Here is a 24,520-nt window from a genome sequence, read left to right as displayed (position 1 = left end):
ACTGGAACATGGCGGGAACATTCGTTTGTGCATCCGCCGCCGAACCCCTATTCATGGTGAAAGGATTCAATCGACTATCAGACAGAATTGATGCAACAAGACCACGCGCTCGAGATTTCGGACATTTCCAACGAACCGGCGAAGCCTGCCCTGTCCCTGACCGTGGTGCTGCGCAAAAAGATCAATTTCGCTTCCTCGCAGAATGGCGTTTCGGTGCTGCGCAGCCTGCGGATCGCCAATCACGGGCTGGTCGCCGCCAGTGATGTGAGCCTGCGGCTTAGCGCCAGCCCCGGCGTATTGCGCGACCGTATCTGGCAGCTTGACCGTATCGCACCGGGGGCCGAGATCGCGCTGACCGATCTGGACACGCCGCTGGACCCGGCCATTCTGGGCGGTCTGGACGAGGCCGAGCTGGGCCATCTGGACTTCACCCTGACCCATGACGGCGAAACCGTCGCAGAACTGCGCGAGCCGATCGAATGTCTGGCCCGCGACGAATGGGGCGGGCTGGCCGAGATGGAGAATATCCTGGCCGCCTTTGTCTCGCCCAATCATCCGCAGGTGGCGCGGTTGCTGAAGGACGCCTCGCGCCTGCTGGAGGCCGCGGGCCATTCCGGCGCGATGGAGGGCTATCAGTCGAACGACCCCCAGCGTGTCTGGATGATCGCCGGGGCAATCTGGTCGGCGGCGACCGGGTTGGGGCTGACCTATGCCGTGCCGCCCGCGTCCTTTGAGCAGAACGGCCAGAAAGTCCGCGACCCCGAGCGCATTGCCTGCGAGGGGCTGGCGACCTGTCTTGACAGCTCACTGCTGCTGGCCGCGGCGTTTGAGGCTGCCGGGCTGAACACTGCGGTGCTGTTCTCGCAGGGGCATGCATGGGTGGGCGTCTGGCTGGTGTCGCGCGATTTCGGCCATATGCTGGAACCCGACGTGATCGCCGTGCGCAAGGCCGCCAGCCTGCGCGAGTTCGTGCCGCTGGAAACGACGCTGCTGACGCGTCGCCCCAGCGCAGGCTTTGAGGAAGCCGCGATGGCGGGTCGCGACCGCCTGTCCGAGGCGCATGAGACCGAATTCCTGCAAGCCATCGACATCAACCGCGCCCGCGCCGCCCGCATCCGCCCGCTGGCCAGCCACCACGATGCGCCGGATGCTGACGCCACGCCTGATGCTGCCGCCCCCGCGGCACTGCCGCGCCCGCTGGATCTGGGCCTGTTGCCCGGAGATCTGGACGAGCTTCCCGGCACCGCGCTTGGCCGGATCGAACGCTGGCAGCGCAAGCTGCTGGATCTGTCGCTGGGCAACAAGCTGCTGAACTTCCGCGAAACCAAGCTCAGCGTGCCGCTGCTGTGTCCCGATCTTGCCGGGCTCGAGGATGGCCTGTCGGGTGGCAAGCAATTCCGCCTGCTGGCGTTGAAGGACGAAAAGGCGGTGGCAGGCCGCGACCTGCCCGCCGATGAGGCGCGCCGGATCGAGGCCGAATTGGCGCAGGACGCGCTGGACAAGGGCCAGATCGCCGTGCCCTTGGGTGGCGACGACATGTTCGCCCGCCTGACCGAGCTTTACCGAAAATCCCGCAGCGACGTGCAGGAAGGCGGCACGAATACCCTGTTCCTTGCCGCCGGCTTCCTGCGCTGGAAACGCGCCGACAGCGACCCGCGCCATTACCGCGCGCCCCTGCTGCTGATGCCGGTGCGGCTGGATCGTCGCTCGGCCCAGTCGGAATTCCGCCTTGGCCAGATCGAGGACGAGGTGCGCATCAACGCCACGCTGCTTGAAATGCTCAAGCGCGATTTCGAACTGCGCATCCCCGAACTGGAGGGTGACCTGCCCCGCGACGAAAGCGGGCTGGACCTGAACCGCATTTTTGAGATCGTGCGCCACCGCGTCCGCGACGTGGCCGGGTTCGAACTGGTCGAGGAATGCGCGATCTCGACCTTCTCCTTCGCGAAATACCTGATGTGGAAGGATCTGGTCGACCGGGCGGATAACCTGCGCGAGAGTCCGCTGGTCCGCCATCTGCTGGACAGCCCGACCGAGAGTTTTGCCGGTGCGCTGTCACCAATGCCCGAGCCATCCCGGATTGACCACACCCACGCGCCCGCCGATCTGCTGGCGCCGATGCCCGCCGATAGTTCGCAACTGGCGGCGGTGGTCGCGGCGGCCGAGGGGCGGGATTTCGTCCTGATCGGTCCGCCGGGGACCGGCAAAAGCCAGACCATCACCAATATCATTGCCGATCAGCTGGGCCGGGGCCGCACCGTGCTGTTCGTGGCCGAAAAGGCCGCTGCGCTGGACGTGGTGCAGCGCCGGTTGGAGCGGCAGGGGCTGGGCACGGCCGTGCTGGAACTGCACTCCAACAAGGCCGACCGCAAGGCAGTGCTGGGCCAGCTTGGCCGGTCATGGGACCGGGCCAGCGGCAGCGTTGGCCGCGAATGGGTCCGCGTGACCGAGGATCTGCGCCTGACCCGCGACCAGTTGAATGCCTATGTCGCGGCGCTGCACGCGCCCGGTACGCAGGGTTTCAGCGTCTTTCAGGCGATTGGCCGGGCTGTTGGCGGCGATCAGCCCTTCACGCTGGCTTTTGCCAGCAAGGACTGCCACGACGCCGACAGCTGGGAGCGGCTGTGCCAGCTGGCGCAGGAACTGGGCCAGCGTCGTGCGGTCGTCGAAGGGCTTGATCCGACCGGCCCGCTGGCGCTGCTGGGCGCGGGGGATTGGTCCTATGGTTGGCAGGATGGTTTCCTTGCCGGGGCGCAGGCGCTGCGTGCGGCCCTAATCGAATTGCAGGACGCGCGCGGCGAATTGGCCCGCGCGATCGGGATGCCGGGGGCGAATGTCGCGCTCGACATTCTGCCCGCCGCCCGGCTTGACCGCCCGGCGGTCGAGATCGCAGCCTTCGACGACCTGCCCGGCTTGCGCGATGAGGCGCGCGAATTCGCAGGGATGCTTGATGCCTGCCGGGCCGAGCGTCGCGCGCTCTCGGCGACCTATCCGGACGATACCATCGCGACCATGCCGCTTGAGGCGCTGGAAATGCAGTGGCGCGAGGCGCAGACCAAGTTCTGGCCGCTCAGCGCCATGGCCCAGTCCAAGCTGCGCAAGCTGCTGCAGACCTATGCCTCGGTCGGTATGGCCGATCCGGCCCGCGACATCGCCGCCTTGCGTCGCTTGCAGCCGCTGCTGGCCCGGATCAAGGCATCCCCGCTGTCACGGCTTTCGGGGTTTGCGGGCGAGGGTTCCGATCCCGCCAGCCTGACCCGTGCGCTGGACGAGGCCGCCGCCTATCTGGAACTTGAGCGTAAGTTGACGGTGGCCGGGTTGGAGGACACGGCCCGGACCCTGCTGCGTCAACGGCTGGGTGCCGCCGATGGCGGAGAGGTCGCCCCCCATCTGCGCAGGCTGGCCGCCGCGCTAAACGGCGTTGCTGTTGCGAGGGCCGGATTCTCGGCGGCGGGCGGGCAACTGCCCGATGACGACGCGGCGTTGCGCAGCCTTCTGGACGGGATCGAGGCGGTTCGCGGGCGTTTCCCGGATTGGATGAAATGGCTGTCCTCGCGCCAGCGGGCCGTGGCCGCCGGACTGTCGCCCTTGGTGCAGGCGTTGGAAAACAGCCAGATATCGGGCGATCCAGGCCAGGCTTTTGAACGCGCCTATATGGCATGGTGGCTGCGGCTGGCGCTGGATGCCGCGCCCGAGTTGCGCGGCTTTGCACATTGGGAACATGACGCGCTGATCCGCCGCTTCCGCGAGCTGGATCAGGCCATGACCGATCTGGCCTCGGCCGAGGTAATGCGCCGCCTGGGCAATGACCTGCCCAGCCGCGACAGCGTGCCGCGACGTTCCGAACTGGGGACCCTGCGCCACCAGTTGGGTCTGCAGCGCCCGACAGCGGCCATCCGCAGCCTGATCGCGGAAATGCCGACGACCTTCCCGAAACTCGCCCCCTGCGTGCTGATGTCGCCGCTTTCTGTGGCGCAATACTTGCCAGCGGGGCAGGCGCAATTCGATCTGGTGATCTTTGACGAGGCCTCGCAGATCTCGACATGGGATGCGATCGGCGCCATCGCGCGGGGCAGGCAGGCGATCATCGTCGGCGACCCGAAACAGCTTCCGCCGACGAACTTCTTTGGCCGCAGCGATGAGGGCGACGATGCGGGCGAAACCCCGGAATATGAAAAGGACATGCCCTCGATCCTCGATGAGGTCGGCGCGGCGGGGATTCCGACGCATCGCCTGAACTGGCATTACCGCAGCCGGGACGAGGCGCTGATCGCCTTCTCGAACCACAATTATTACGGCGGCGGCTTGGTGACATTCCCTTCGCCCGAGGCTTCGGGTCAGGCGCTGCGGCTACACCGGATCGACGGCATCTATGGCCGGGGGCAAGGCCGCACCAATCCCGAAGAGGCCCGCGCCATCGTCGCCATGATCCGTGCGCGGCTCAAGGAATGGCTGGCGCTGCCGGAGGCCGAACGTCCGACGCTGGGCGTCATCACCTTCAACAGTCAGCAGCAGGGCCTGATCCTTGATCTGCTCGATGCCGAACGGCAGGCCGATCCGGCGCTGGAATGGTTCTTTGCCGATGACCGCGAGGAACCGCTGATCGTCAAGAACCTTGAAAATATCCAAGGTGATGAGCGCGATGTGATGCTGTTTTCCGTGACCTTCGGGCCGGACCCGGCGGGCAAGTTGTCGATGAGCTTCGGTGCGCTGAACAATGACGGTGGTGAGCGGCGCTTGAACGTTGCAGTGACGCGCGCGCGGGCCGAACTGCATGTCTTCAGCTCGGTCACTGCCGATCAGATCGATCTGACCCGGACCAAGGCGCGCGGCGTGCGCGACCTCAAGGCGTTTCTGGACTATGCCCAGCGGGGCGCGGTGGCGCTGGCGGGGCAGGATCTGGGCTCGCTCGGCGGGGTGGATTCGCCCTTTGAGGCGGCAGTGCGCGATGCGCTGGCGCTGAAGGGTTGGGAATTGCACAGCCAGATCGGTGTCTCAGGCTTCCGCATCGATCTGGGCGTGAGGCATCCGGATCACGCGGGGGCGTGGCTGGCGGGGATAGAATGCGATGGTGCCGCCTATCATAGCGCCGCCACCGCGCGCGACCGCGACCGCGTGCGGCAGGCGGTGCTGGAGGGGCTGGGCTGGAAGATCCTGCGGATATGGTCGACCGACTGGTTCCGCAATCCGGCCGAGACTGCCACGCGCATCCACACCGGGCTTTCCGCGCTGCTGGAACAGGACCGCGCGCGTCGTGAGGCTGAGGCGTCGAAGCCCGTCGCCGAAGTTCCCGAACCCGACCTGCCCGAGCCCTCCAGCGAACCGGAACACTTTGCCACCGCCGGTCCGGCTTTGGCCGGACAGCAGCCAGATGCCGACCGCTTCTTTGACGCCGACTATACCCCGGTATTGGCGGCATTGATCGAGGGGTTGCTGCTTCGCGAAGGACCAATGACCGAGGGGGTATTGGCCCGCCGCGTCGCGCAGGAACATGGCTGGCAGCGGACGGGGAACCGCATCCAGTCCCGTGTTGCCGAGTTGCATCCTCAGCTTGATGCCACGGATGAGGAAGGCACCCGCTTCTACTGGGTTAAGGGTACAACCAAGGATCGGGTGGCATATCGCGGGCTGTCCGGGCGCAATCTGCGCGAGATTTCGCGGGTCGAGATTGCCTCGGTCCATGATCTTCATGCCGACCGGATCGCGGCATCGGATGACCCGGTGCAGGAGCTGTCCCGCCACCTTGGCGTGGTGCGCCTGACCCAGGATGCCCGTGCTTATCTGCAAAGCTGTCTCGATTGGCTGGCGCCTGCGTCCGCGTAAGCAAGTTGAAAAGCGCCCTTTCGCCAGCAGGTGGCGAAAGGGGCTTCAAGCTGCTCGCGATCCGGGCCACCTTGCCCGCGATTTGCCAGAAACCGGAGGAGCAGGTGGTGAGTATCGCGGCTGAGAGTGCTGAAATTCCGCAGGATCTGATCGAACGCTGGCGGCGTATCCCGGTCCCGGTGATTGTCGATCTGGCGGCCGAGTGTCAGATCGACATCGCCATCCGCCCGCTTTGCCCCGCTGGCCGGCAGCCCGCCTTGTTTGGACGGGCGGTCACCGCGCGTTGTGCCGCGCCGGATTTTGGCCCGGTTTTGCGGGCGATTGGTGTGATCGCGGCGGGCGAGGTTCTGGTGATCGACGCTGCCGGTGTTGCGGAATGGGCGATGATCGGGGATGTGCTGGGCGGTCACCTGCACCGTATCGGCGTGGCTGGGATCGTCTGTGATGGTGCGGTCCGCGATACCGGCGCGCTGGCCGAAATGACGGGCCTGTCGGTCTATGCCCGGCATATCAATCCGCGCGGACCGATCGGGGCCGCGGGAACCGAGGTCAATGTTCCGGTGACCATCGGTGGTTGCCCGGTCAGTTCTGGCGACCTGATCATCGGCGATGACGATGGTTTGGCTGCACTGACCCCGGCGCAGGCTGCGGCGCTGATCGACCGGGCCGAAGCAAAACTGGTGCTGGAGGCCGAATGGAACCGGCGCTTGGCCTCAGATGAGCCGATCGGACAGATTTTCGGATTGTAGGGGTGGTGCCGGGGGCTCCGCCCCCCCCGCCCGCCCGACCCCTCAATGGGGCCGGGCGGGCGTCCCCCGGGATATTTAAGCAAGAAAGAAGCTGCGGAGGGCCCGGCTGCTTGCGGTCAGGCGAAAGCCTGCGCGATCTGGTCCGATGATGCGCCGTTGGCAATCAGCGCGGCCAGCAGGATGCGGGCCTGTCCGGGGCGCAGAAGCCGGGAATGGATCGCCCCTGCGGCTTGCAGATCGTGACCGCCACCGCCGCCGCCATAGGTCGGGGTAAGCACTCCTTCCGGGACACGGCTTGAGGTGACGACGGGCACACCTGCGGCAAGGGCGCGGGTAACGCCCGCCACGATCTGGGGTGTGGCATTGCCGGAACCCAGCGCCACAAGGACGATGCCCTGCGCACCCGCAGCTAAGCTTGCGTCCAGATGCACCGCGTCAGCACCCGGATGAACGGCGATCAGGTCGATGCGCAACCCGCCAATCGGTGCGGGCAGAGGCGGAAGTTCGGGATCAGCCGAGCCCGCCAGGGCAAAGGCGTCGGCACGGTCGGTGCCTGCCTTGTAAAGCCCCCAGACCGGCAGCACCTGTCCGCCAAAGGCCAGCCGAACGCCATTCCCAGACAGCGCCAATTGCACGGCGTGCGCAAGATTTGCGGGCCCGTCGGGTGCGGTGCTGTCGGCCGAGAATTGTGCCCCGGTAAAGACAACAGGTTTTTGTGCATGGTTCTGCAGCCGCACCAGCAGCGCGGTTTCCTCCATCGCGTCGGTCCCGTGCAGGATGACGACTCCGGCAATGTCGGGGTCTGCCAGCTGGCGGCCGACCTCGTCGCTGATGCCTTGCATGTCGGCAAGGGTGAGGGTCGAGGAATCCTTGGCCAGCAGCTCGACCGCGCGCAGACGCAGGGGCAGGGGGGGCAGCAGGTCCAGCAGATCCTGCCCGGTCAGGGCAGGGCTGGCCGCGCCCTCGGCGCCCTTGCGGCTGGCAATGGTTCCCCCCGTCGCGATGACCGCGACGAGTGGCAATTTTTGCGGGCTTGTCAAAGCCGGAACTCCGTTTCTCCATGTGCGCGGGAAATGGCATGGATGCGGTCGCGCGACATATGCCAACCTATGATCAGAGCGGGGACGATGACCAGCAGCGACGCGACGGTCCAGGTCCCGATCGGGTAATCAAAGGCCATCAGCACCACCACGCCCAGCAGGAAGGCCAGGGTCAGGATGCCGGTGAAGGGCGCGCCGAACATGCGGAAATCGGGGCGCTGGATCTTGCCCTGCCGCGACAGATGCCACAGCTTCAGCTGGCACAGCACGATGACGCCCCATGCGGTGATGATGCCGAGCGCCGCGACATTCATCGCGATCTCGAAGGCGGCATCGGGCACAAGGCCGTTCATCACCACACCCAGAACCGTCACCGCGGCGGTCACCGCGATGCCCATATAGGGCACGCCCTGACGGTTCATGCGACCCAGAACTGCCGGGGCCGAGCCGGAAACCGCCATCGAATGCAGGATGCGCCCGGTGGAATACAGGCCCGCATTCAGCGAGGACAGCACCGCCGTCAGCACCACGAGGTTCATGATGATGTCCGCACCCTCGACGCCGATCGCGCCGAAGAAGGTAACGAAGGGGCTCTCGCCCGATTTATAGGCGGTATAGGGCAGCAGCAGTGACAGCAGCAGGACCGAGCCGACATAGAAGACGACAAGGCGCAGCACGACGGTGCGGATGGCGCGGGGCATGACCTCGCGCGGGTCCTCGGTCTCGCCCGCCGCAGTACCGATCAGCTCGACCGAGGCATAGGCGAAGACGACGCCCTGAATCACCAGCATCGCGGGCAGGATGCCATGCGGGAACATGCCGCCGCCTTCCGAGATCAGATGCAGCCCCGGAACATGGCCTGCGACCGGCGTGCCGGTCAGCACGAACCAGATGCCGACGCAAAGGAAGGTGACCAGCGACAGGACCTTGATCAGGCTGAACCAGAACTCAAGTTCGCCAAAGACCTTGACCGAAAGCATGTTCATCGCCAGCACGATGACCAGCGCGCCCAAGGCAAAGACCCATTGGTCGATGCCGGCCATCCACGGCACATAGGCCTTGAAGAAATTCATGTAGACCGCGACGGCGGTGACATCCGCGACCGAGGTCATGGCCCAGTTCAGCCAATACATCCAGCCCGCGGCGAAGGCGAGCTTCTCGCCGTAGAACTCGCGGGCATAGGACACGAACGACCCCGAACTGGGCCGGTGCATGATCAGCTCGCCCAAGGCGCGCAGCACGAGGAACGCGAAAAAGCCGCACAGGGCATAGACAAGGACCAGAGAGGGGCCGGCCGTGGCCAGACGCCCGCCTGCACCAAGGAAAAGGCCGGTGCCGATGGCGCCGCCGATGGCGATCATCTGGATTTGCCTCGGCTTCAGCTCCTTGTGAAAGCCGGCCTCCTCCTCGCGGTAGACATGCCCTTCCGAGGGCGTTGGATTGTCACTGGATGCTGACATCGTGAACTTGTTCCTTCCTCCTTCGGCGCGGGACACGCTTGGTCCCGGCCGCACCACCTTGGATCTGAAAAGCTGTCTGACAGATTGCGGCGTGTTAGGGGCAGGATCACTTTGCCGTCAAGAAAAAACACGCAGCGATCCGTGCAAGGATGGCTGCGTGTCTTGTGATCACGAAAGGTATGGCGGCTGAAAGGCCGTCTTCGCAGACCTGTGCGTCAGACCCGTTCCAGTGCGATGGCGATGCCTTGGCCCACACCAATGCACATCGTCGAAAGCGAGCGTTTCCCGCCGGTTATCTGCAATTCCTGAGCTGCCGTCCCGGTGATGCGAGCGCCTGACATACCCAAGGGATGTCCCAGCGCGATAGCGCCACCATTGCGGTTCACGCGCGGGTCGTCATCGGCAATGCCAAGCTGGCGCAAAGTCGCCAGACCTTGGGCGGCAAAGGCCTCGTTCAGCTCGATCACGTCGAAATCGGCCTGAGTCAGCCCCAGTCGCGCCATCAGCTTCTGCGATGCGGGGGCCGGACCGATTCCCATGATGCGTGGCGGAACCCCTGCCGTGGCCCCGCCCAGAATCCGGGCGATGGGGGTCAGGCCGTATTTCCGCACCGCCGCTTCCGAGGCAAGGATAAGCGCCGCCGCCCCGTCATTCACGCCCGAGGCATTGCCCGCCGTGACCGACCCGCCCTCGAACAGGGGTTTCAGCTTGGCCAGCGTCTCCAGCGTGGTGGCGCGGGGATGCTCGTCGCGGTCCACCACGACGGGATCGCCCTTGCGTTGGGGGATGGTGACCGAAGTGATTTCCTGCGCCAGCCGCCCATTGGACTGAGCGCTCGCGGCCTTGGCCTGCGATGCCAGCGCCATCGCGTCCTGATCCTCGCGCGAGATGCCAAAATCATCGGCGACGTTCTGCCCGGTCTGGGGCATGGAATCGACGCCATATTGCTTTTTCATCAGCGGGTTGACGAAACGCCAGCCGATGGTGGTGTCGTGGATCTCGGCATGGCGGCTGAACGCCGTCTCGGCCTTGGGCATGACAAAGGGCGCGCGCGACATCGACTCGACCCCGCCCGCGATCATCAGCTCGGCCTCGCCTGCCTTGATCGCGCGGGCGGCGGCAAGGATCGCATCCATGCCCGAGCCGCAAAGCCGGTTGATCGTCGTTCCCGAGACTTCGATCGGCAGGCCCGCCAGCAGCGCCGACATCCGGGCGACGTTGCGGTTATCCTCGCCCGCCTGATTGGCGCAGCCATAGATCACGTCATCGACGGCGGCCCAGTCGACCGATGGGCTACGCTCCATCAACGCGCGCAGCGGGATCGCGCCCAGATCATCGGCCCGGACCGCGGACAGCGCGCCGCCGAAGCGGCCGATGGGGGTGCGGATATAGTCGCAGATAAAGACTTCGGTCATCTCAAAGCTCCGGCACGATCAGGTCGGCCACGTCGCCGTCCAGATGCAGGGTCGCGCCCGTCAGGGACTGCAATTCGTCAAAGGACAGGCCTGCCAGCTTTTCGCGCAGCACGAAATGGCCGTCCTGAATGTCCACCACCGCCAGCGAGGTATAGACGCGGGTGACGCAGCCCACCCCGGTCAGCGGCAGCGCGCATTTCTGCACCAGCTTCGGCTTGCCGTCCTTGGTCACATGCTCGGTGATGACGGCCACGCGTTTCGCGCCATGGACCAGATCCATTGCGCCGCCGACGGCGGGAACGCCCTTAGGACCGGTGGACCAATTCGCCAGATCGCCGTTTTCCGCGACCTCATAGGCACCAAGGATCGCGACATCCAGATGTCCGCCGCGCACCATCGCAAAGCTGTCGGCATGGTGGAAAAACGCCGTGCCGGGCTTCAGCGTCACCGCTTTTTTCCCCGCGTTGATCAGGTCCCAATCCTCAAGGCCCGGCGCAGGGGCCTCGCCAAAGCCGAGGATGCCGTTTTCGGTGTGAAAGATCGCCTGACGGCCCGGAGGTTGGAATTTCGCCACCATCTCGGGGAAGCCGATGCCAAGGTTGACATAGGCGCCATCGTCAATGTCCTGCGCCGCGCGCCATGCGATCTGAGTCGAGGTCAGTTTGGTCATTGGACGGGCTCCGGATAGACGGCATTGGCGCGGTTCAGGTCTTCTTCCTGCGCGGGGTTCGCGACCTCGACGAGGCCTTGGACGAATATGCCGGGGGTGATGACGGTTTCCGGGTCGATGGTGCCCGGCTCGACCAGTTGGCTGACCTGCACAATGGCGGTTTTCGCGGCCATGCACATCAGCGGACCGAAGTTCCGCGCCGCCATGCGATAGGTCAGGTTGCCCAGACGGTCGCCCTTGTCGGCCTTGACCAGCGCGTAATCGGCCTTGAGCCAGCGTTCCTGCACATAGGGACGCCCCTCGAATTCCTCGATCTTCTTGCCGCGGGCCAGATCGGTGCCGTAGCTGGTGGGGGTGTAGAAGGCCGGGATGCCTGCGCCGCCCGCGCGGATACGCTCGGCCAAAGTGCCCTGCGGGACCAGTTCCAGCTCGATCTTTCCGGCCAGATACAGATCGGTGAAGACGCGCGGATCGGCGGAACGCGGGAAGGAACAGATCAGCTTGGCGACTATGCCCTGTTCGATCAGCGCGGCCAGCCCGACGTGACCATTGCCCGCGTTGTTGTTGACCACCGTCAGGTTTGTCGGGTGGCCGGTCGCGATATGGCGGTCGATCAGCGCGTGAATCAGCTCGATCGGTGCGCCCGAGCCGCCAAAGCCACCGATCATCACCGTCATGCCGTCTTCGATCCCCGCCACGGCGGCGGCCAGATCGGGAAGCGTCTTGTCCATGCATCCTCCTTTGCGGGTGAAACCGCAAGCTTCTGCTGGTGGATTACACAAACCATGGCTGTTCCGTCTATGCGGTTTGTGCGATATGCTGTATTTGTTGACATATCGCACATCAAGGACGGCACATGAGCATCAATGAGCGCGACATCATGGGCGGTCTGGCCAAGGGGCTGAGCGTGATCGAGACCTTCACCGCCGAGCATCCGCGCCAGTCCATCACCGAGGTTGCTGCGGCCTCGGGGCTGGATAGGGCGACGGCGCGGCGCTGCCTGCTGACCTTGGCGCATCACGGCTACGCCGATTACGACGGCAAGTTCTTTACCCTGACCCCGCGCATCCTGCGGCTGGGCACGGCCTGTCTGGCGACGATGCCCTTGCCGCAGATCGTGCAGCCCAATCTGGATCGCCTGTCCGAGGAGATCGGCGAAAGCTCATCCGTCTCGGTGCTGGACGGGGCCGAAATCGTTTATGTCGCCCGCGCGGCGCAGCGCCGGGTGATGTCCATCGCGCTGATGCCGGGGTCGCGCCTGCCGGCATGGTGCACCTCGATGGGGCGGGTGATGCTGGCGGCGCTGCCCGATGCCGATCTGGACGCGATCCTTGCGCTGGCACCGTTTCCGGCACGCACCACGCATACGCTGACCAGCGCCGAGGCCCTGCGCGAGGAATTGCAGCGCGTCCGCCGCGACGGCCACGCGGTCATTGATCAGGAGGTCGAGATCGGGCTGCGCTCGATTGCGGTGCCGCTTCTGAACGCGCGGGGACGGGTGGTGGCGGCGGTGAATGTCGGGCTGTCGGCCAGCCATGCCTCGGTGGATGATCTGCGCGCCCGCTTCCTGCCACATCTGCTGCGGCTGCAGGCCGATCTGCGCGGGCTGCTGGGCTAGGCCGATTCCGCCGCCAGCGCGTTGCGCCGGTCGATCAGCATGTTGATCTTGCGATAGCGGTCATCGCCGGTGACTTCGCGGCCCAGCCAGTCGGGAGGCTGGATCGGCATATCCTCAAAGGGCAATTCGACCTCGGCGATCAACACGCCCGCGAGAATCCCGAAATATTCGTCGATGACCCAATCCAGCCCGGCATGGTGGATGTGGTGGCGGGTCTTTTCCAGCACGTCGCCGCCACAATGGTCGCGCAGCATCGCTTCGGCATCGGCGGGCGGAATATCGTATTCGAACTCGTCGCGGCTCAGGCCGTTGCGGCGACCCTTGACCGTGATCGTTGCCCTTTGGTCATAGAAACGGACACGGATCTTGCGACCTTCGCAGGCCGCCACCAGCCCGTCGCGGATCTGCACCCGATGGGTCACGGCCTTGCGCCAATCGTCATTGGCGATCAGGAATTTCCGCTCGATCTCTTTGGGCATTACCAGCTCGCTGGGGGTTCCGGGCGCTGGAAACCACGGATCACGTCAAGGTGCAAGGCCGCACGACGTTGCGGCCAAAATGCTGCGACGCAGTGGAATTTATCAAATTCCTCATGACTTGCGCGCAGAAACTTGACCGTTTGTTAATTCGGATACAACCTGCGCTCATCCCGGAAGACTGCGGGCAACTCGGAATCGTCACAGAGGAAAGGTAGGCAAGGTGCGGATCACGACTCTTCCGACCCAGCATTGCAAGACGTCCCGTCCTTCAAATCCCCTGTTCCGGTGATCAACGCGCTCTTTGAGCATATTCGATAAATACCAAACTAGACTGATCGAGCTGTTTCGCTTACAAGGAGAAACGACCATGCTTCGACTGCTAGGCTGCACCCTTGCAACCGTGATGGTGGCAGGGTTTGCTATGGCCCAGGAAACGCCACCAGCCGCGCCCGCGACAGGCGAGGCGGGGGCCAAGCCCAACATTCTTGTCATCTTTGGCGACGATATCGGGCAGGCCAACATCTCGGCCTATACCAAGGGCCTGATGGGCTACACGACGCCCAATATCGACCGCATCGCCAATGAGGGGATGATCTTTACCGACTACTATGCCGAGCAAAGCTGCACGGCGGGTCGCTCGACCTTCATTACCGGCCAGTCGACGTTCCGTACGGGCCTGTCCAAGGTGGGGCTGCCCGGCGCCAATGCGGGATTGCAGGCCTCGGATGCGACCATTGCATCCGCACTGAAGGATCAGGGCTACGCGACCGGGCAGTTCGGCAAGAACCACTTGGGTGACCGCGACGAGTTTCTGCCAACGGCGCATGGTTTCGACGAATTTTTCGGCAACCTCTATCACCTGAACGCCGAAGAGGAACCCGAGAATCGCAATTATCCGCAGGATCCGGCCTTCCGCGAGCAATGGGGTCCGCGCGGCGTGATCAAGTCCTCGGCCGACGGCAAGATCGAGGATACCGGCCCGCTGACCCGCAAGCGGATGGAGACGGTCGACGACGAAACCTCGGCCGCTGCCATCGACTTCATGAAGCGTCAGGTGGATGCCAAGAAGCCGTTCTTCACTTGGATGAACACCACACGGATGCACTTCCGCACCCATGTGCGCGACGAACATCGTAGTGCACCGGGCCTGACCGCACTGACCGAATATGCCGATGGCATGATCGAACATGATGCCGTGGTGGGTGAACTGCTCAAGGCGGTTGATGATCTGGGCATCGCCGACAACACCATCGTCATCTACACCACCGACAACGGTCCGCACCAGAACTCGTGGCCCGATGCCGGCACCACCCCCTTCCGCAGCGAGAAGAACACGAACTGGGAAGGCGCTTTCCGTGTGCCTGCGATGATCCGCTGGCCCGGCCACATCAAGCCGGATACGGTTGCCAACGACATATTCTCGGGTCTTGACTGGTTCCCGACGATCCTAGCGGCAGTGGGTGACACCGACATCAAAGACCGCCTGCTGGCCGGAACCACCATCAACGGCAAGCAATACAAGAATCATCTGGATGGCTACAACCAGTTGCCCTACCTGACCGGCGAACAGCCTGAAGGGGCACGCAACGAGTTCTTCTACTTCAATGATGACGGCGAAGTCGTCGGATTGCGTTACGAAAACTGGAAATTCGTTTTCGCCGAGCAGCGTGCGACCGGGACGCTGAGAATATGGGCCGAGCCCTTCACCAAGCTGCGTCTTCCCAAGATGTTCGATCTGCGTGCCGACCCCTATGAACGGGCCGACATCACCTCGAACACCTATTACGACTGGATGATGGACCATGCCTATCTGGTCGCTCCGGCAACCGCCGAGGTGGGGAAATTCCTTGCAACCTTCAAGGAATTCCCACCGGCGCAGCGGCCGGACAGCTTCTCGATCGATCAGGTTCAGGCGGAGATCAATAAGGCACTTGAGGCCATGGGTGGCGGCAACTGATCCGCTGCCTGACGGAGGGGCTGCCCCTGCGGCCCCTTCTTACCGTTCCCCGCGTCATGCCGTTGGGGAACGGGTTTCCCACCAAAGGAGCGAACATGTCCATCCGGTCCGGCTCTGCCACGGCCCTTGGTGCCGTCCTTGCGATCCTTGCATCCCCGGTCCTGGCCGATCCGCTGCCCTCATGGAATGAGGGCGCGACGAAAGCCGCGATCATCGAATTCGTCGAAAGTGTCACCGACCCCGCCTTGGACAGCTATGTCCCCGAGGCCGACCGGGTCGCCACCTTCGACAATGACGGCACGCTCTGGGCCGAGCAGCCGTTCTATTTCCAAGGCATCTACGCGCTGGACGTCTTGAAGAAAAAGGCCGAGGCCGATCCCTCGATCCTGTCCTCGGACGTGCTGAAAGCCGCCGCATCCGGCGATATCAAGGGCGCCACCGCCAAGGGGGTCGAGGGGCTGATCGAGGTGGGCAACATCTCTCATGCCGGCATGACCGTGGACCAGTTCCAGAAGGATGCGCGCGAATGGCTGACCACCGCGACCCATCCGACCACCGGCATGCATTACGCCGACATGACCTACCAGCCGATGCTGGAACTGCTCTCATATCTGCGGGATGAGGGCTTCACGACCTATATCGTTTCGGGCGGCGGCGCGGATTTTCTGCGCTCCTTCGCGCAGGAGGCCTATGGCATCCCGCCCGCTCAGGTCGTCGGCACCGAGGGCGACACCAAATACGAAGAGGTCGATGGCAAGATGGTGCTGATGAAGCGTGGCGGCGTCAGCTTCATCGACGACAAAGAGGGCAAGCCCGTCGGCATCAGCCGCCATATCGGCCAGCGTCCGATCTTTGTCGCGGGCAATTCCGACGGCGATTTCGCCATGCTGGAATATGCGACCAGCGGCGAGGGCCCGGCCTTTGGCCTGATCGTCCACCATACCGACGCCGACCGCGAATTCGCCTATGACCGCGAGGGTCATATCGGCGTTCTCAGCCGCGGCTTGGACGAGGCCGAAAAACGCGGCTGGCATCTGGTCGATATGAAAAACGACTGGGCCCGGATCTGGTCCGTGCCGAAGTGACCGACCCTGCGCGCCCTGACCGGCGCGCGGTCTTTTCAGCGACAAGCAGGATTTCATGGACCAGACGGATATTTCTGCGCGCGAGGCGGTCGAAGATCTGCGCAAGCGCATGGGACAGGCGATTATCGGCCAGCGCGACGTGATCGACCGCTTGCTGATTGGTCTTTTGGCCAACGGCAACCTGCTGGTCGAGGGCCTGCCAGGACTGGCTAAAACCCGTGCGATCAAGGCTTTGGCCAAGAATCTTGAAGCAAAATTCAGCCGCATCCAGTTCACGCCGGACCTGCTGCCCTCGGATGTGACCGGGACCGAGGTGCTGTATAAATCGGGGGATGAGACCGAGTTCCGTTTCGATCCCGGCCCGATCTTCGCCAATATCGTCCTTGCGGATGAGATCAACCGCGCCCCCGCCAAGGTGCAGGCCGCGCTGCTGGAAGCGATGGAGGAACGTCAGGTCACCGTCGCCGGCACCACCCACAAGATGGAGCCGCTGTTCATGGTCATGGCGACCCAGAACCCGATCGAGCAAGAGGGGACCTATCCCTTGCCCGAGGCGCAGATGGACCGCTTTCTCATGCATGTGAACATCACCTATCCCCCGGTCGAGGACGAGGTTCAGGTGATCCGGCTGGTCCGTGGCGAAGAAATCGAGGCCCTGAGCGAACAGCAGGGTACAGCCCCGCCCGCCGCGCCCACGCCCATCGCGCAGGACGCCGTGTTCTTGGCCCGGCGCGAGATCGCTGCGATCCATGTCGCGGATGCGGTCGAACGCTACATGGCCGATCTGGTCAATGCGACGCGGATTCCGGCGCAGTTCGGCGACGACCTGAAACGCTGGATCGAGGTCGGCGCCTCGCCCCGCGCCTCGCTCGCGCTGGACCGCTGCTCGCGCACCCATGCGTGGCTGCAAGGCCGCGATTATGTCGACCCCGAGGACGTGCGAGCCATCATCCCCGACGTGTTCCGCCATCGTCTGGGCCTAAGCTTTGAGGCGCAGGGCGAGGGCGTGACCCCCGATCAGGTCACCGCTGAAATCGTGAGGCAGGTCGCCCTGACCTGATGCGCGATGAAGGATCAGGCCGCACGCATCCGCACCGGAACGATCGAACCACATCCGCCGCCCAGCGGGCTGGACCCGCGGATCAGCGTCGATCTGGACCATCTGCGCCGACTTGAGGCGCAAGCCAAACGCATCAGTTTCCTGCCGCGCCAGCCCTCGGGCTCGGTGCTGAATGGTCGCCATGCCTCGCGGCTGCGCGGGCGCGGGCTGAACTTCGAGGAGTTACGCGACTACCTGCCCTCGGATGACATCCGCAGCATCGACTGGAAGGTCACCGCCCGGACCGGCACGCCGCATGTCCGCGTCTATACCGAGGAACGCGACCGTCCGACTCTGATCGTCGTCGATCAGCGCATGTCGATGTTTTTTGGCTCGCAACTGAATATGAAATCGGTGACGGCGGCGGAATGCGCGGCGCTGGCGGCATTCCGCATCTTCGATCAGGGCGACCGGGTCGGAGGCATCGTTTTTGGGGACCGCGATCTGGCCGAGATCCGGCCCGCCCGCAGTCGCCATGCCTTGACCGCTTTCCTGACTGCCTTGGCCGATGCGAATAGCTTGTTGCACGCCGATGCGCCGACGGTTGATCCGATCCCGATGAACCGGGTTCTGGCCTCGGTCGCAAGGATGGCGCCGCGCAACCATCTGGTGCTGGTCTTCAGCGATTTCGACATCGTGGACGATCTGACCGAAAGGCTGATTGCCGGGATTTCGCGGCACAATGATCTGATCCTTGGGCTGGTCAATGATCCGTTTTCGCAGGAATTGCCGGGCGGCCATCGCATCGTAGTTTCGGACGGGACCCTGCAGGCCGAGATCGACACCGGCGACCAGAAGACCCACCGCGCGCTGAGCGATCTGGCCAGCGGTCGGCTGGCGCAGATCCTTGACTGGCAACGGCGCTTTGGCGTTCCCGTCCTGCCGCTCAGCGCGGATGAGGACAGCGTGACCCAGATGCGCCGCTTGATGGGTCTTGCCGGGACACGCCGCTGATGGAGCAGGACGCCGCCCCCGCCACGCCTGACAATGACAGCCTGATCGGGCTGATCGAGCAGCTTGTCGAACCCGCCGAGCTTGCGCCGATTTCGATGATGCCGCAGACATGGGGCTGGGCGGTGCTGGCGGCACTGGTGCTGGCGGCGCTGGCCTATGCGTTGTGGCGGTGGCGCAGGCAGTACCGCGCCAATGCCTATCGCCGCGCCGCGCTGCGGATGTTGTCGGGCGCGGGCGATGATCCCGCCCGCATTGCGGAAATCCTGCGCCGCACCGCGCTTGCCGCTTATCCACGCGATCAGGTGGCCTCGCTTTTCGGGGCGGATTGGCTGGGCTTTCTGGACCGCCAGATCGGCGGCGAGGCATTTCGGAACGGCCCCGGCCGCGCGATTGCCAGCGCCCCCTATCGCCCGACCCCGCCCGATGCGCAGCTGACCCGGCTGGCCGAGACCTGGATACGCAGGCATCGCGGGGTCACGCCATGATCTCGCTGGGTTTTCCATGGGCGCTTCTGGCGCTGCCGTTGCCCGTGCTGGTCTGGTGGCTGATCCCGCCGCATAAGGAGCAGGTCCCCGCCCTGCGTTTTCCGTTCTTTCGCCGGATCGTCGATGCGGCAGGCAGTGACGCGGCCTCGGGTGCGGTGGTCATGCGGCGGTCCGTCCTCCAGATGATTGCGGCGGCACTGGTCTGGGTGCTGGTGATCCTTGCCATGGCCCGCCCCGAGCGCGTCGGCGCGCCGATCGAACAGACCCGCGCCGCGCGCGATGTGGTGCTGGCCATCGACATTTCCGGCTCGATGGATGCGCGGGATTTCCACACGCCGGACGGCTCGGTCGAACAACGCCTGCAAGGCGTCCGCGAGGTCGTGGACGGCTTCATCGCGGGCCGCGACGGTGACCGCATGGCGCTGATCGTCTTTGGCTCGCGCGCCTATGTGCAGGCCCCGCTGACCGAGGATCTGCAAACGATCCGCGATCTGCTGGCCCAGACCCAGGTCGGCATGGCCGGTCCCCATACCGCGCTTGGTGATTCCATCGGTCTTGCCATCCGCACCTTCGAGGCCAGCGATATCCAGCAGCGCCTGTTGATCCTTTTGTCCGACGGCACCGATACCGTCAGCCGCATGAGCCCGGTCAACGCCGCCGAAATCGCCCGCGACCGTTCGATCGAGATCTATACGATCGGCGTCGGCGATCCCAAGGCCACCGGTGAGGACAAGGTGGATCTGAAAACCCTGCAGGACATCGCCTCGCGCACTGGCGGGCAGTATTTCTTTGCCGAGGACGGGGCGGGGCTGCGCGATGTCTACAAGCGCATCGATGAGCTTGCCCCCCGCCAGACCGAGGCGCTGTCCTATCGGCCACGGCAGGCCCTTGCATGGCTGCCGCTGCTGCTGGCCACGCTGATCGGGCTTACCATGACCGGTTGGCTGGCACTGATGACGCGCAGACGCAGGGTGCGGCCATGAGCGATCTGGCGCTGCCTCTGGATCTGTTTCATTTCATCCGGCCGTGGCTGCTGGTGCTGTTGCCGGTCATTGCGCTGCTATGGTGGTGGGTGCGACGCAGGCTTGCGCCCCACAAGCCGCCGGAAACCGCGATTGCGCCGCATCTGGCGCAGGCGTTGACCGTTGGCCGGGCCAGCGCGCGGCGTGTCCTGCCCATCGACGGGGTGGCACTGGTGCTGGCGCTGACCTGTCTGGGCGCTGCCGGTCCGACTTGGTCGCGGGTGCCCGATCCTTTCGTCGCCCAGACCGCGCCACTGGTCATCGCGCTGAAGGTGACGCCCTCGATGGAGGCGCATGATCTCGCCCCCTCGCGGCTGGAACGGTCCAAACAGAAGATCGCGGATCTGCTGGCTTTGCGCGCCGGCGCACGCTCGGCCCTGATCGCCTATGCTGGAACCGCGCATTCGGTCGTGCCGATGACCGAGGATCCGCATGTGCTGCAACCCTATCTTGAGGGGCTCAGCCCCGACGTGATGCCCGACAAGGGCAATGCCACCGCCGCTGCGCTGGAACTGGCCCGCAGCATCATGGCAAAGGAATCTGCTCCCGGCGGCATCCTGTTCGTGACCGACGATATCGAGGCCGCGGATGTCGCGGCGCTGAACGGATTTCAGGGTGCCAGCGTCGCGGTGCTGGCCGCTTTGCCCGATGGCGTAGGCAGCGCCGGGATCGATCAACTGACCATTCCCGTCCAGCAGGTGACGGTGGATGATGCGGATATCACCACGCTGGACCGGCGGTTGAACGCCGCCTATCGCCGCGCGTTGGCCGAACAGGGCGACCAGCCTTGGGACGATCGCGGCTGGCTTTTGGCTTGGCCTGCGATGTTGCTGGGGCTGTTCTGGTTCCGGCGCGGCTGGACCATGCGCTGGGGCGCGGCGGCCTTGGCGGCGCTGGTCCTGCAACCCGGAACGGGCCGGGCCGAAGGGGTCACGGACTGGTTCCTGACCCCGGACCAGCAGGGCCAGATTGCCTATGACAAGCACCATTTCGACCGGGCGGGCGCACTGTTCATTGAGCCGATGCACAAGGCCCATGCTCTTTATCGTGACGGGAAATACGACGCCGTGGTCGAAACTCTTGCCGGGATCGAAACGCCGGATGCCGCGTTCCTGTCCGCCATGGCCCATATCAAAAGCCGCGGTTATCGCGAGGCCATCGCGGATTTCCAGACCACGCTGGACCGCGACCCGAATTTCCCCGGCGCGGCGCAAAATCTGGAGCTGGCAAAGAAGATGCTGGATTTCGTCGAAACCGCGCGCGTGCAGTCTGATACCGGCGAAAAAACAGGCGAGGGGGCCGATGGCGTGGTGCTGGACAACAAGGATGCGCGCGGTGCCGATACACAGATCAGGGGTGGCGAGCAGGGCGCCAAGCTGCTGACTGCGGACCAATGGATGAATACGGTGGACACCAATACCGCCGATTTCCTGCGCCAGCGCTTCGCCATCGAGGCGGCCCAGCAATGAGGCGGCTGCTTCTTGCCCTGCTGCTGCTTGCCGGTCCGGCGCTTGCACAAACCCCTCCGACCCCGATTGTCGAGACGGTGCTTGACCAGTCCCAGACCGTGCCCGGCCAGTCGGTAACACTGCGGCTAAACATCCTTGTCCCGACATGGATGCCGAACCCGCCCGAATTGCCGACGTTCGAGACACCGAACCTGCGCGTGCGCGTGCCGCCGCGTGGCTCGACCGCGATCAGCCGTCAGGTCGATGGGCAAAACTGGTCCGGGATTTCGCACCGCTACCTGCTGACGCCGATGGTCCCCGGCCAATTCGTCCTGCCGGCGCAGAAGATCGAACTGACCTGGGCCGATCCCGACGGGCCCGCGCCGCTGACCGCCACGGTGCAGACCCAGCCGGTGACGCTGACCGGCACCGTGCCCAAGGGCGCCGAGGGGCTTGATCCCTTCATCGCCGCCAAGTCACTGGTCCTGACGCAAGACCTGTCCGGCCCCTCGACCGGGCTGACACCGGGGGCCAGCGTCATCCGCACCGTCACCGCCAAGATCGAGGGCACATCGCCCATCGTCCTGCCGACCCTGATGCCGCAATTCGATCTGCCCGCGATCCGGGCCTATCCCGCCTCGCCGCAAGTGACCGAGGATGACGGCGCCGAGGAGCTTTCGGGTACGCGGGTCGAAAGCGAGACGCTGATGGCCTTGGGCGGGGGGCAGGGCAGCGCGCCGCCGATCAGCCTCGACTGGCTAAACCTCGGAACCGGCAAGGTCGAGACCGCAAGCGTGCCGGGCTTTGACATCTCGGTCACCGGCCCGCCGCCGAAAAGCGCCCAGACCGCGCAGCAGCGCGATTGGCGGCTGATCCTGACGACACTGGCACTCGTGCTGGGGGTTGCGGCGATGCTGCGCGGGCTTTGGCCACGCGCCCGCGACGCTGCGCAAACCCATCGTCAGGCGCGTCTGGCCAGTGAAGCCTATGCGCGAAGTCAGCTTCTGGCGGCCATTTCGCGCCGGGATTATCCGCAAACTTCGCGCTGGCTGGAGGATTGGCGCGCGCGCCTGCCTGCGGGCGTCCCGATGCAGGACCTGTCTGAGCTTTTCGCGGCGGTCGGTGCGACGCTTTATGCCGCGCAGCCTGCCGCGCCCACCTCATCATGGGAGGCATTGGCCCACGCCGTTCGGGCCACGCCCTCGGTCTGGGGCCGCAGTAATCGGCAGATCCTGCCTGCGCTCAATCCGGGGGCACAGGCCCGCTAGGGGGCCGGGGGCATACCTGAGCCACCTTGCAATTCAATCTGCATGCTCAGCAATTCCGGCGTGCCGGGATTGGCCTGCAATGCCTGGCCTACGGCCTGGCGGGCAGCCTCATCGCCGTTCAGCGCCTGTTCCAGCCGGACGATCATGCTCCATGCCTCGACGCGCTGCGGGTCCAGCGTCACTGCCTCGCGGAAGCCCGCCAGACCGGCCTGATAGTTGCGCATGACCAGCGCCATGCCCCCCAGAACCAGATGCGTTTCCGGGAAATCCAGCCGGTTACCCAATGAGCGCCGCCATTCGTCAAACGCCCCGCGCAGCGCTGCGGCCATCTTGGGCGGCAGGATGGCGCCCGGCGCGATCAGTTCCTGCGCGGCCGCCATGCGAACAAGGGCCACCGGATCGCTGGTCAGGCCGATCAGGTTCTGCACCCGCACCGGCGGCTGCGCGGCCCGTTGCAGGCGCACGGCACTGGCGCGCACCAGCGGGCTGTCATCCGCCAGCAGCACCGAGGTCTGATCTGCCGTTTCCTCATCGGCGGCGGATTGCATCAGGTAAAGCGCGGTCGCGCGGACCAGATCGGCCTGATCCTGATCCTTGGCCAGCGCCAGAAGCGAGGCCAGCGCCCCCTGCGGATTGCGCCTTGCCTGTGCAAAGGTCGTGCCGAAATGCGGGCCGCGATGCGTGGAATCGGGGTACCATGCCTCGATCTGCTTGGCGGCCCATTCTGGGTTCTGGTCCTTGTGACAGGTGGTGCAGGCATCGGGCGCGCCAGTCTGTGCCGACAGGTCCGGGCGCGGAATGCGGAAACTGTGATCGGCGCGTTCGTCGGTGACCATGTAGGTCTGCTCGACCATGTGGCAGTTCTTACACTCGGCACCGGCCGAGCCTTCCTTGTGGAAGTGATGCGCGGCGTTGTCGAATTCCTTCAGCGGCAGGCTGGGGAATTCGGGATTGCCCGCCGGGGAATGGCATTGGACGCAGACGGCATTGCCCTCGGCCTTCAGCTTGGCCTCGTGCGGGTCGTGGCAGTTCACGCAACTGACGCCCTTGGCATACATCTTGGACTGCAGGAATGAGCCGTATTCGTAATCCTCCTGCAGGATCTGCCCGTCCGAGTGGTAAAGCTCGGGCGTCAGCAGGGACAGGCGGTAGGCATCGTGATAAGGCGTGCCGGGCAGCGGGTTGCCGTCGCCAAAGGCCTCGCGCCGGGAATGGCAGCCGGCGCATTGCTGCACCCATTTTTCCGCCCCGCCACGGGTCGGCATGGTGAAGCCATAGGCGTCCAGACCGGGCAGGGTGATCGGCTTGCGATCCGCAGCCCAGTCGCGATGGGCCGAGCCGGGACCGTGACAGGCCTCGCAGCCGACGCCGATCTCGGCTTGGGTGGATTGGTAGCTGCGGGTCTTCGGGTCGTAATTCTTCTCAAACCCGGTCGCGTGGCATTCGGCGCAGCGCGCGTTCCAATTCTTGTAGGGGCCGGTCCAATGCAGGCCGTCGCGCGGCGGCAGGACCGAATCCGGGTAAAGGTGGTACCATTCCTTCTTGTCCACGTCCCAGACCACGTCGAAGCTTTGCAGCTTGCCGGGCGCAGTCTCGAACAGGAACTGCTGCAACGGGCGGATGCCGATGACGGAATGGACGTTGTAATCTTTGACCGAGCCGTCCATCTCGGTGACCTTGGCATGATAGCCGGCATCGTCCTTGCTGAACTGAACGGCAGTGCCATTGCCGCTGAACGTGGTCCCGTCAAAGTCGGCCACGACCGTCTGATCCGACGGCAGCGTCCATGCCAGCCCGTGATCCGAGCCTTTCCAGGCCTCGGCTTCGGGCGCGTGGCAGGTCGCGCATTGGGCCGAGCCGATATAGGCGGGCGGTTCGTCGGCATGGGCCGCGGAGGCGAAAAACGTCAAGATCAGGGCAAGGACGAACTTCACGGTGACTGGCTCTT

Annotated in this window: 18 protein-coding genes; 11 read left to right on the top strand and 7 right to left on the bottom strand. The window is 64.9% G+C overall.

Annotated elements, in window-relative coordinates:
- Positions 1 to 90 precede the first annotated feature (90 nt).
- Both GL300_RS13205 and GL300_RS13200 read left to right on the top strand, forming a co-directional pair.
- Positions 91 to 5,823 carry a DUF3320 domain-containing protein gene (locus GL300_RS13205; RefSeq protein ID WP_155040107.1) on the top strand — a complete coding sequence of 1,911 codons (5,733 nt, stop codon included), beginning with the start codon at positions 91 to 93 and terminating at the stop codon, positions 5,821 to 5,823.
- Between the two features lie 107 nt (positions 5,824 to 5,930).
- On the top strand, positions 5,931 to 6,572 hold the full coding sequence (locus GL300_RS13200) for an RraA family protein (RefSeq protein ID WP_211595064.1): 642 nt from the start codon (positions 5,931 to 5,933) through the stop codon (positions 6,570 to 6,572).
- Between the two features lie 116 nt (positions 6,573 to 6,688).
- Here the strand turns inward: GL300_RS13200 and GL300_RS13195 are convergent, their stop codons facing one another.
- The 5 genes from GL300_RS13195 to GL300_RS13175 all read right to left on the bottom strand — a co-directional run bounded on the left by GL300_RS13195 (position 6,689) and on the right by GL300_RS13175 (position 11,888).
- On the bottom strand, positions 6,689 to 7,612 hold the full coding sequence (locus GL300_RS13195; protein WP_155040106.1) for an asparaginase: 924 nt from the start codon (positions 7,610 to 7,612) through the stop codon (positions 6,689 to 6,691).
- The gene (locus GL300_RS13190) at positions 7,609 to 9,072 is read right to left on the bottom strand and encodes an amino acid permease (RefSeq protein WP_155040105.1); all 1,464 of its coding nucleotides are present in this window, start codon (positions 9,070 to 9,072) and stop codon (positions 7,609 to 7,611) included. The genes GL300_RS13195 and GL300_RS13190 overlap by 4 nt, the downstream gene beginning before the upstream one ends.
- A 215-nt stretch (positions 9,073 to 9,287) precedes the next feature.
- The gene (gene pcaF, locus GL300_RS13185) at positions 9,288 to 10,487 is read right to left on the bottom strand and encodes a 3-oxoadipyl-CoA thiolase (protein WP_155040104.1); all 1,200 of its coding nucleotides are present in this window, start codon (positions 10,485 to 10,487) and stop codon (positions 9,288 to 9,290) included.
- Between the two features lies 1 nt (position 10,488).
- The gene (locus GL300_RS13180) at positions 10,489 to 11,157 is read right to left on the bottom strand and encodes a 3-oxoacid CoA-transferase subunit B (protein ID WP_155040103.1); all 669 of its coding nucleotides are present in this window, start codon (positions 11,155 to 11,157) and stop codon (positions 10,489 to 10,491) included.
- Positions 11,154 to 11,888, bottom strand: a complete 735-nt coding sequence (locus GL300_RS13175; protein WP_155040102.1) for a 3-oxoacid CoA-transferase subunit A — start codon at positions 11,886 to 11,888, stop codon at positions 11,154 to 11,156. The genes GL300_RS13180 and GL300_RS13175 overlap by 4 nt, the downstream gene beginning before the upstream one ends.
- Before the next feature lie 125 nt (positions 11,889 to 12,013).
- On the opposite strand from GL300_RS13175, the gene GL300_RS13170 reads away from it, so the two are divergent.
- Positions 12,014 to 12,775: an IclR family transcriptional regulator gene (locus GL300_RS13170; protein ID WP_155040101.1), complete on the top strand. Its 762-nt coding sequence runs from the start codon at positions 12,014 to 12,016 to the stop codon at positions 12,773 to 12,775.
- Here the strand turns inward: GL300_RS13170 and GL300_RS13165 are convergent.
- The gene (locus GL300_RS13165; protein WP_155040100.1) at positions 12,772 to 13,254 is read right to left on the bottom strand and encodes a CYTH domain-containing protein; all 483 of its coding nucleotides are present in this window, start codon (positions 13,252 to 13,254) and stop codon (positions 12,772 to 12,774) included. The two genes, GL300_RS13170 and GL300_RS13165, sit on opposite strands and share 4 nt — an antisense overlap.
- Positions 13,255 to 13,621: 367 nt before the next feature.
- On the opposite strand from GL300_RS13165, the gene GL300_RS13160 reads away from it, so the two are divergent.
- The 8 genes from GL300_RS13160 (at position 13,622) to GL300_RS13125 (ending at position 22,572) form a co-directional block, all read left to right on the top strand.
- The gene (locus tag GL300_RS13160; RefSeq protein WP_155040099.1) at positions 13,622 to 15,211 is read left to right on the top strand and encodes an arylsulfatase; all 1,590 of its coding nucleotides are present in this window, start codon (positions 13,622 to 13,624) and stop codon (positions 15,209 to 15,211) included.
- 95 nt (positions 15,212 to 15,306) lie between these two features.
- Entirely contained in the window at positions 15,307 to 16,296 is a 990-nt protein-coding gene (locus tag GL300_RS13155; protein WP_155040098.1) for an HAD family hydrolase, read from the top strand.
- 55 nt (positions 16,297 to 16,351) lie between these two features.
- The gene (locus tag GL300_RS13150; protein ID WP_155040097.1) at positions 16,352 to 17,356 is read left to right on the top strand and encodes an AAA family ATPase; all 1,005 of its coding nucleotides are present in this window, start codon (positions 16,352 to 16,354) and stop codon (positions 17,354 to 17,356) included.
- 6 nt (positions 17,357 to 17,362) lie between these two features.
- On the top strand, positions 17,363 to 18,349 hold the full coding sequence (locus GL300_RS13145; protein ID WP_155040096.1) for a DUF58 domain-containing protein: 987 nt from the start codon (positions 17,363 to 17,365) through the stop codon (positions 18,347 to 18,349).
- The gene (locus GL300_RS13140; RefSeq protein ID WP_155040095.1) at positions 18,349 to 18,834 is read left to right on the top strand and encodes a DUF4381 domain-containing protein; all 486 of its coding nucleotides are present in this window, start codon (positions 18,349 to 18,351) and stop codon (positions 18,832 to 18,834) included. Before GL300_RS13145 ends, GL300_RS13140 begins: the two co-directional genes overlap by 1 nt.
- Positions 18,831 to 19,817, top strand: coding sequence for a VWA domain-containing protein (locus GL300_RS13135; RefSeq protein ID WP_155040094.1), 987 nt, complete (start codon positions 18,831 to 18,833; stop codon positions 19,815 to 19,817). Before GL300_RS13140 ends, GL300_RS13135 begins: the two co-directional genes overlap by 4 nt.
- Entirely contained in the window at positions 19,814 to 21,325 is a 1,512-nt protein-coding gene (locus GL300_RS13130; RefSeq protein ID WP_155040093.1) for a VWA domain-containing protein, read from the top strand. The genes GL300_RS13135 and GL300_RS13130 overlap by 4 nt, the downstream gene beginning before the upstream one ends.
- Positions 21,322 to 22,572, top strand: a complete 1,251-nt coding sequence (locus GL300_RS13125; RefSeq protein ID WP_170297667.1) for a BatD family protein — start codon at positions 21,322 to 21,324, stop codon at positions 22,570 to 22,572. The genes GL300_RS13130 and GL300_RS13125 overlap by 4 nt, the downstream gene beginning before the upstream one ends.
- Here the strand turns inward: GL300_RS13125 and GL300_RS13120 are convergent.
- Positions 22,569 to 24,506 (bottom strand): multiheme c-type cytochrome, encoded by a 1,938-nt coding sequence (locus GL300_RS13120; RefSeq protein ID WP_343043031.1) that lies wholly within the window; start codon positions 24,504 to 24,506, stop codon positions 22,569 to 22,571. The genes GL300_RS13125 and GL300_RS13120 overlap by 4 nt on opposite strands.
- Positions 24,507 to 24,520 lie beyond the last annotated feature (14 nt).

Origin of the sequence: Paracoccus litorisediminis (assembly GCF_009711205.1) — a bacterium.
Taxonomy (GTDB): Bacteria; Pseudomonadota; Alphaproteobacteria; order Rhodobacterales; family Rhodobacteraceae; genus Paracoccus; species Paracoccus litorisediminis.
This window is presented reverse-complemented; position numbering and strand designations above follow the sequence as displayed.

Coding starts and splice junctions, on each gene's coding strand:
- GL300_RS13205 (WP_155040107.1), top strand. CDS start 91: ATGCAACAAGACCACGCGCTCGAGATTTCGGACATTTCCAACGAACCG.
- GL300_RS13190 (WP_155040105.1), bottom strand. CDS start 9,072: ATGTCAGCATCCAGTGACAATCCAACGCCCTCGGAAGGGCATGTCTAC.
- pcaF (WP_155040104.1), bottom strand. CDS start 10,487: ATGACCGAAGTCTTTATCTGCGACTATATCCGCACCCCCATCGGCCGC.
- GL300_RS13180 (WP_155040103.1), bottom strand. CDS start 11,157: ATGACCAAACTGACCTCGACTCAGATCGCATGGCGCGCGGCGCAGGAC.
- GL300_RS13175 (WP_155040102.1), bottom strand. CDS start 11,888: ATGGACAAGACGCTTCCCGATCTGGCCGCCGCCGTGGCGGGGATCGAA.
- GL300_RS13170 (WP_155040101.1), top strand. CDS start 12,014: ATGAGCATCAATGAGCGCGACATCATGGGCGGTCTGGCCAAGGGGCTG.
- GL300_RS13165 (WP_155040100.1), bottom strand. CDS start 13,254: ATGCCCAAAGAGATCGAGCGGAAATTCCTGATCGCCAATGACGATTGG.
- GL300_RS13160 (WP_155040099.1), top strand. CDS start 13,622: ATGCTTCGACTGCTAGGCTGCACCCTTGCAACCGTGATGGTGGCAGGG.
- GL300_RS13155 (WP_155040098.1), top strand. CDS start 15,307: ATGTCCATCCGGTCCGGCTCTGCCACGGCCCTTGGTGCCGTCCTTGCG.
- GL300_RS13150 (WP_155040097.1), top strand. CDS start 16,352: ATGGACCAGACGGATATTTCTGCGCGCGAGGCGGTCGAAGATCTGCGC.
- GL300_RS13145 (WP_155040096.1), top strand. CDS start 17,363: ATGAAGGATCAGGCCGCACGCATCCGCACCGGAACGATCGAACCACAT.
- GL300_RS13140 (WP_155040095.1), top strand. CDS start 18,349: ATGGAGCAGGACGCCGCCCCCGCCACGCCTGACAATGACAGCCTGATC.
- GL300_RS13135 (WP_155040094.1), top strand. CDS start 18,831: ATGATCTCGCTGGGTTTTCCATGGGCGCTTCTGGCGCTGCCGTTGCCC.
- GL300_RS13130 (WP_155040093.1), top strand. CDS start 19,814: ATGAGCGATCTGGCGCTGCCTCTGGATCTGTTTCATTTCATCCGGCCG.
- GL300_RS13125 (WP_170297667.1), top strand. CDS start 21,322: ATGAGGCGGCTGCTTCTTGCCCTGCTGCTGCTTGCCGGTCCGGCGCTT.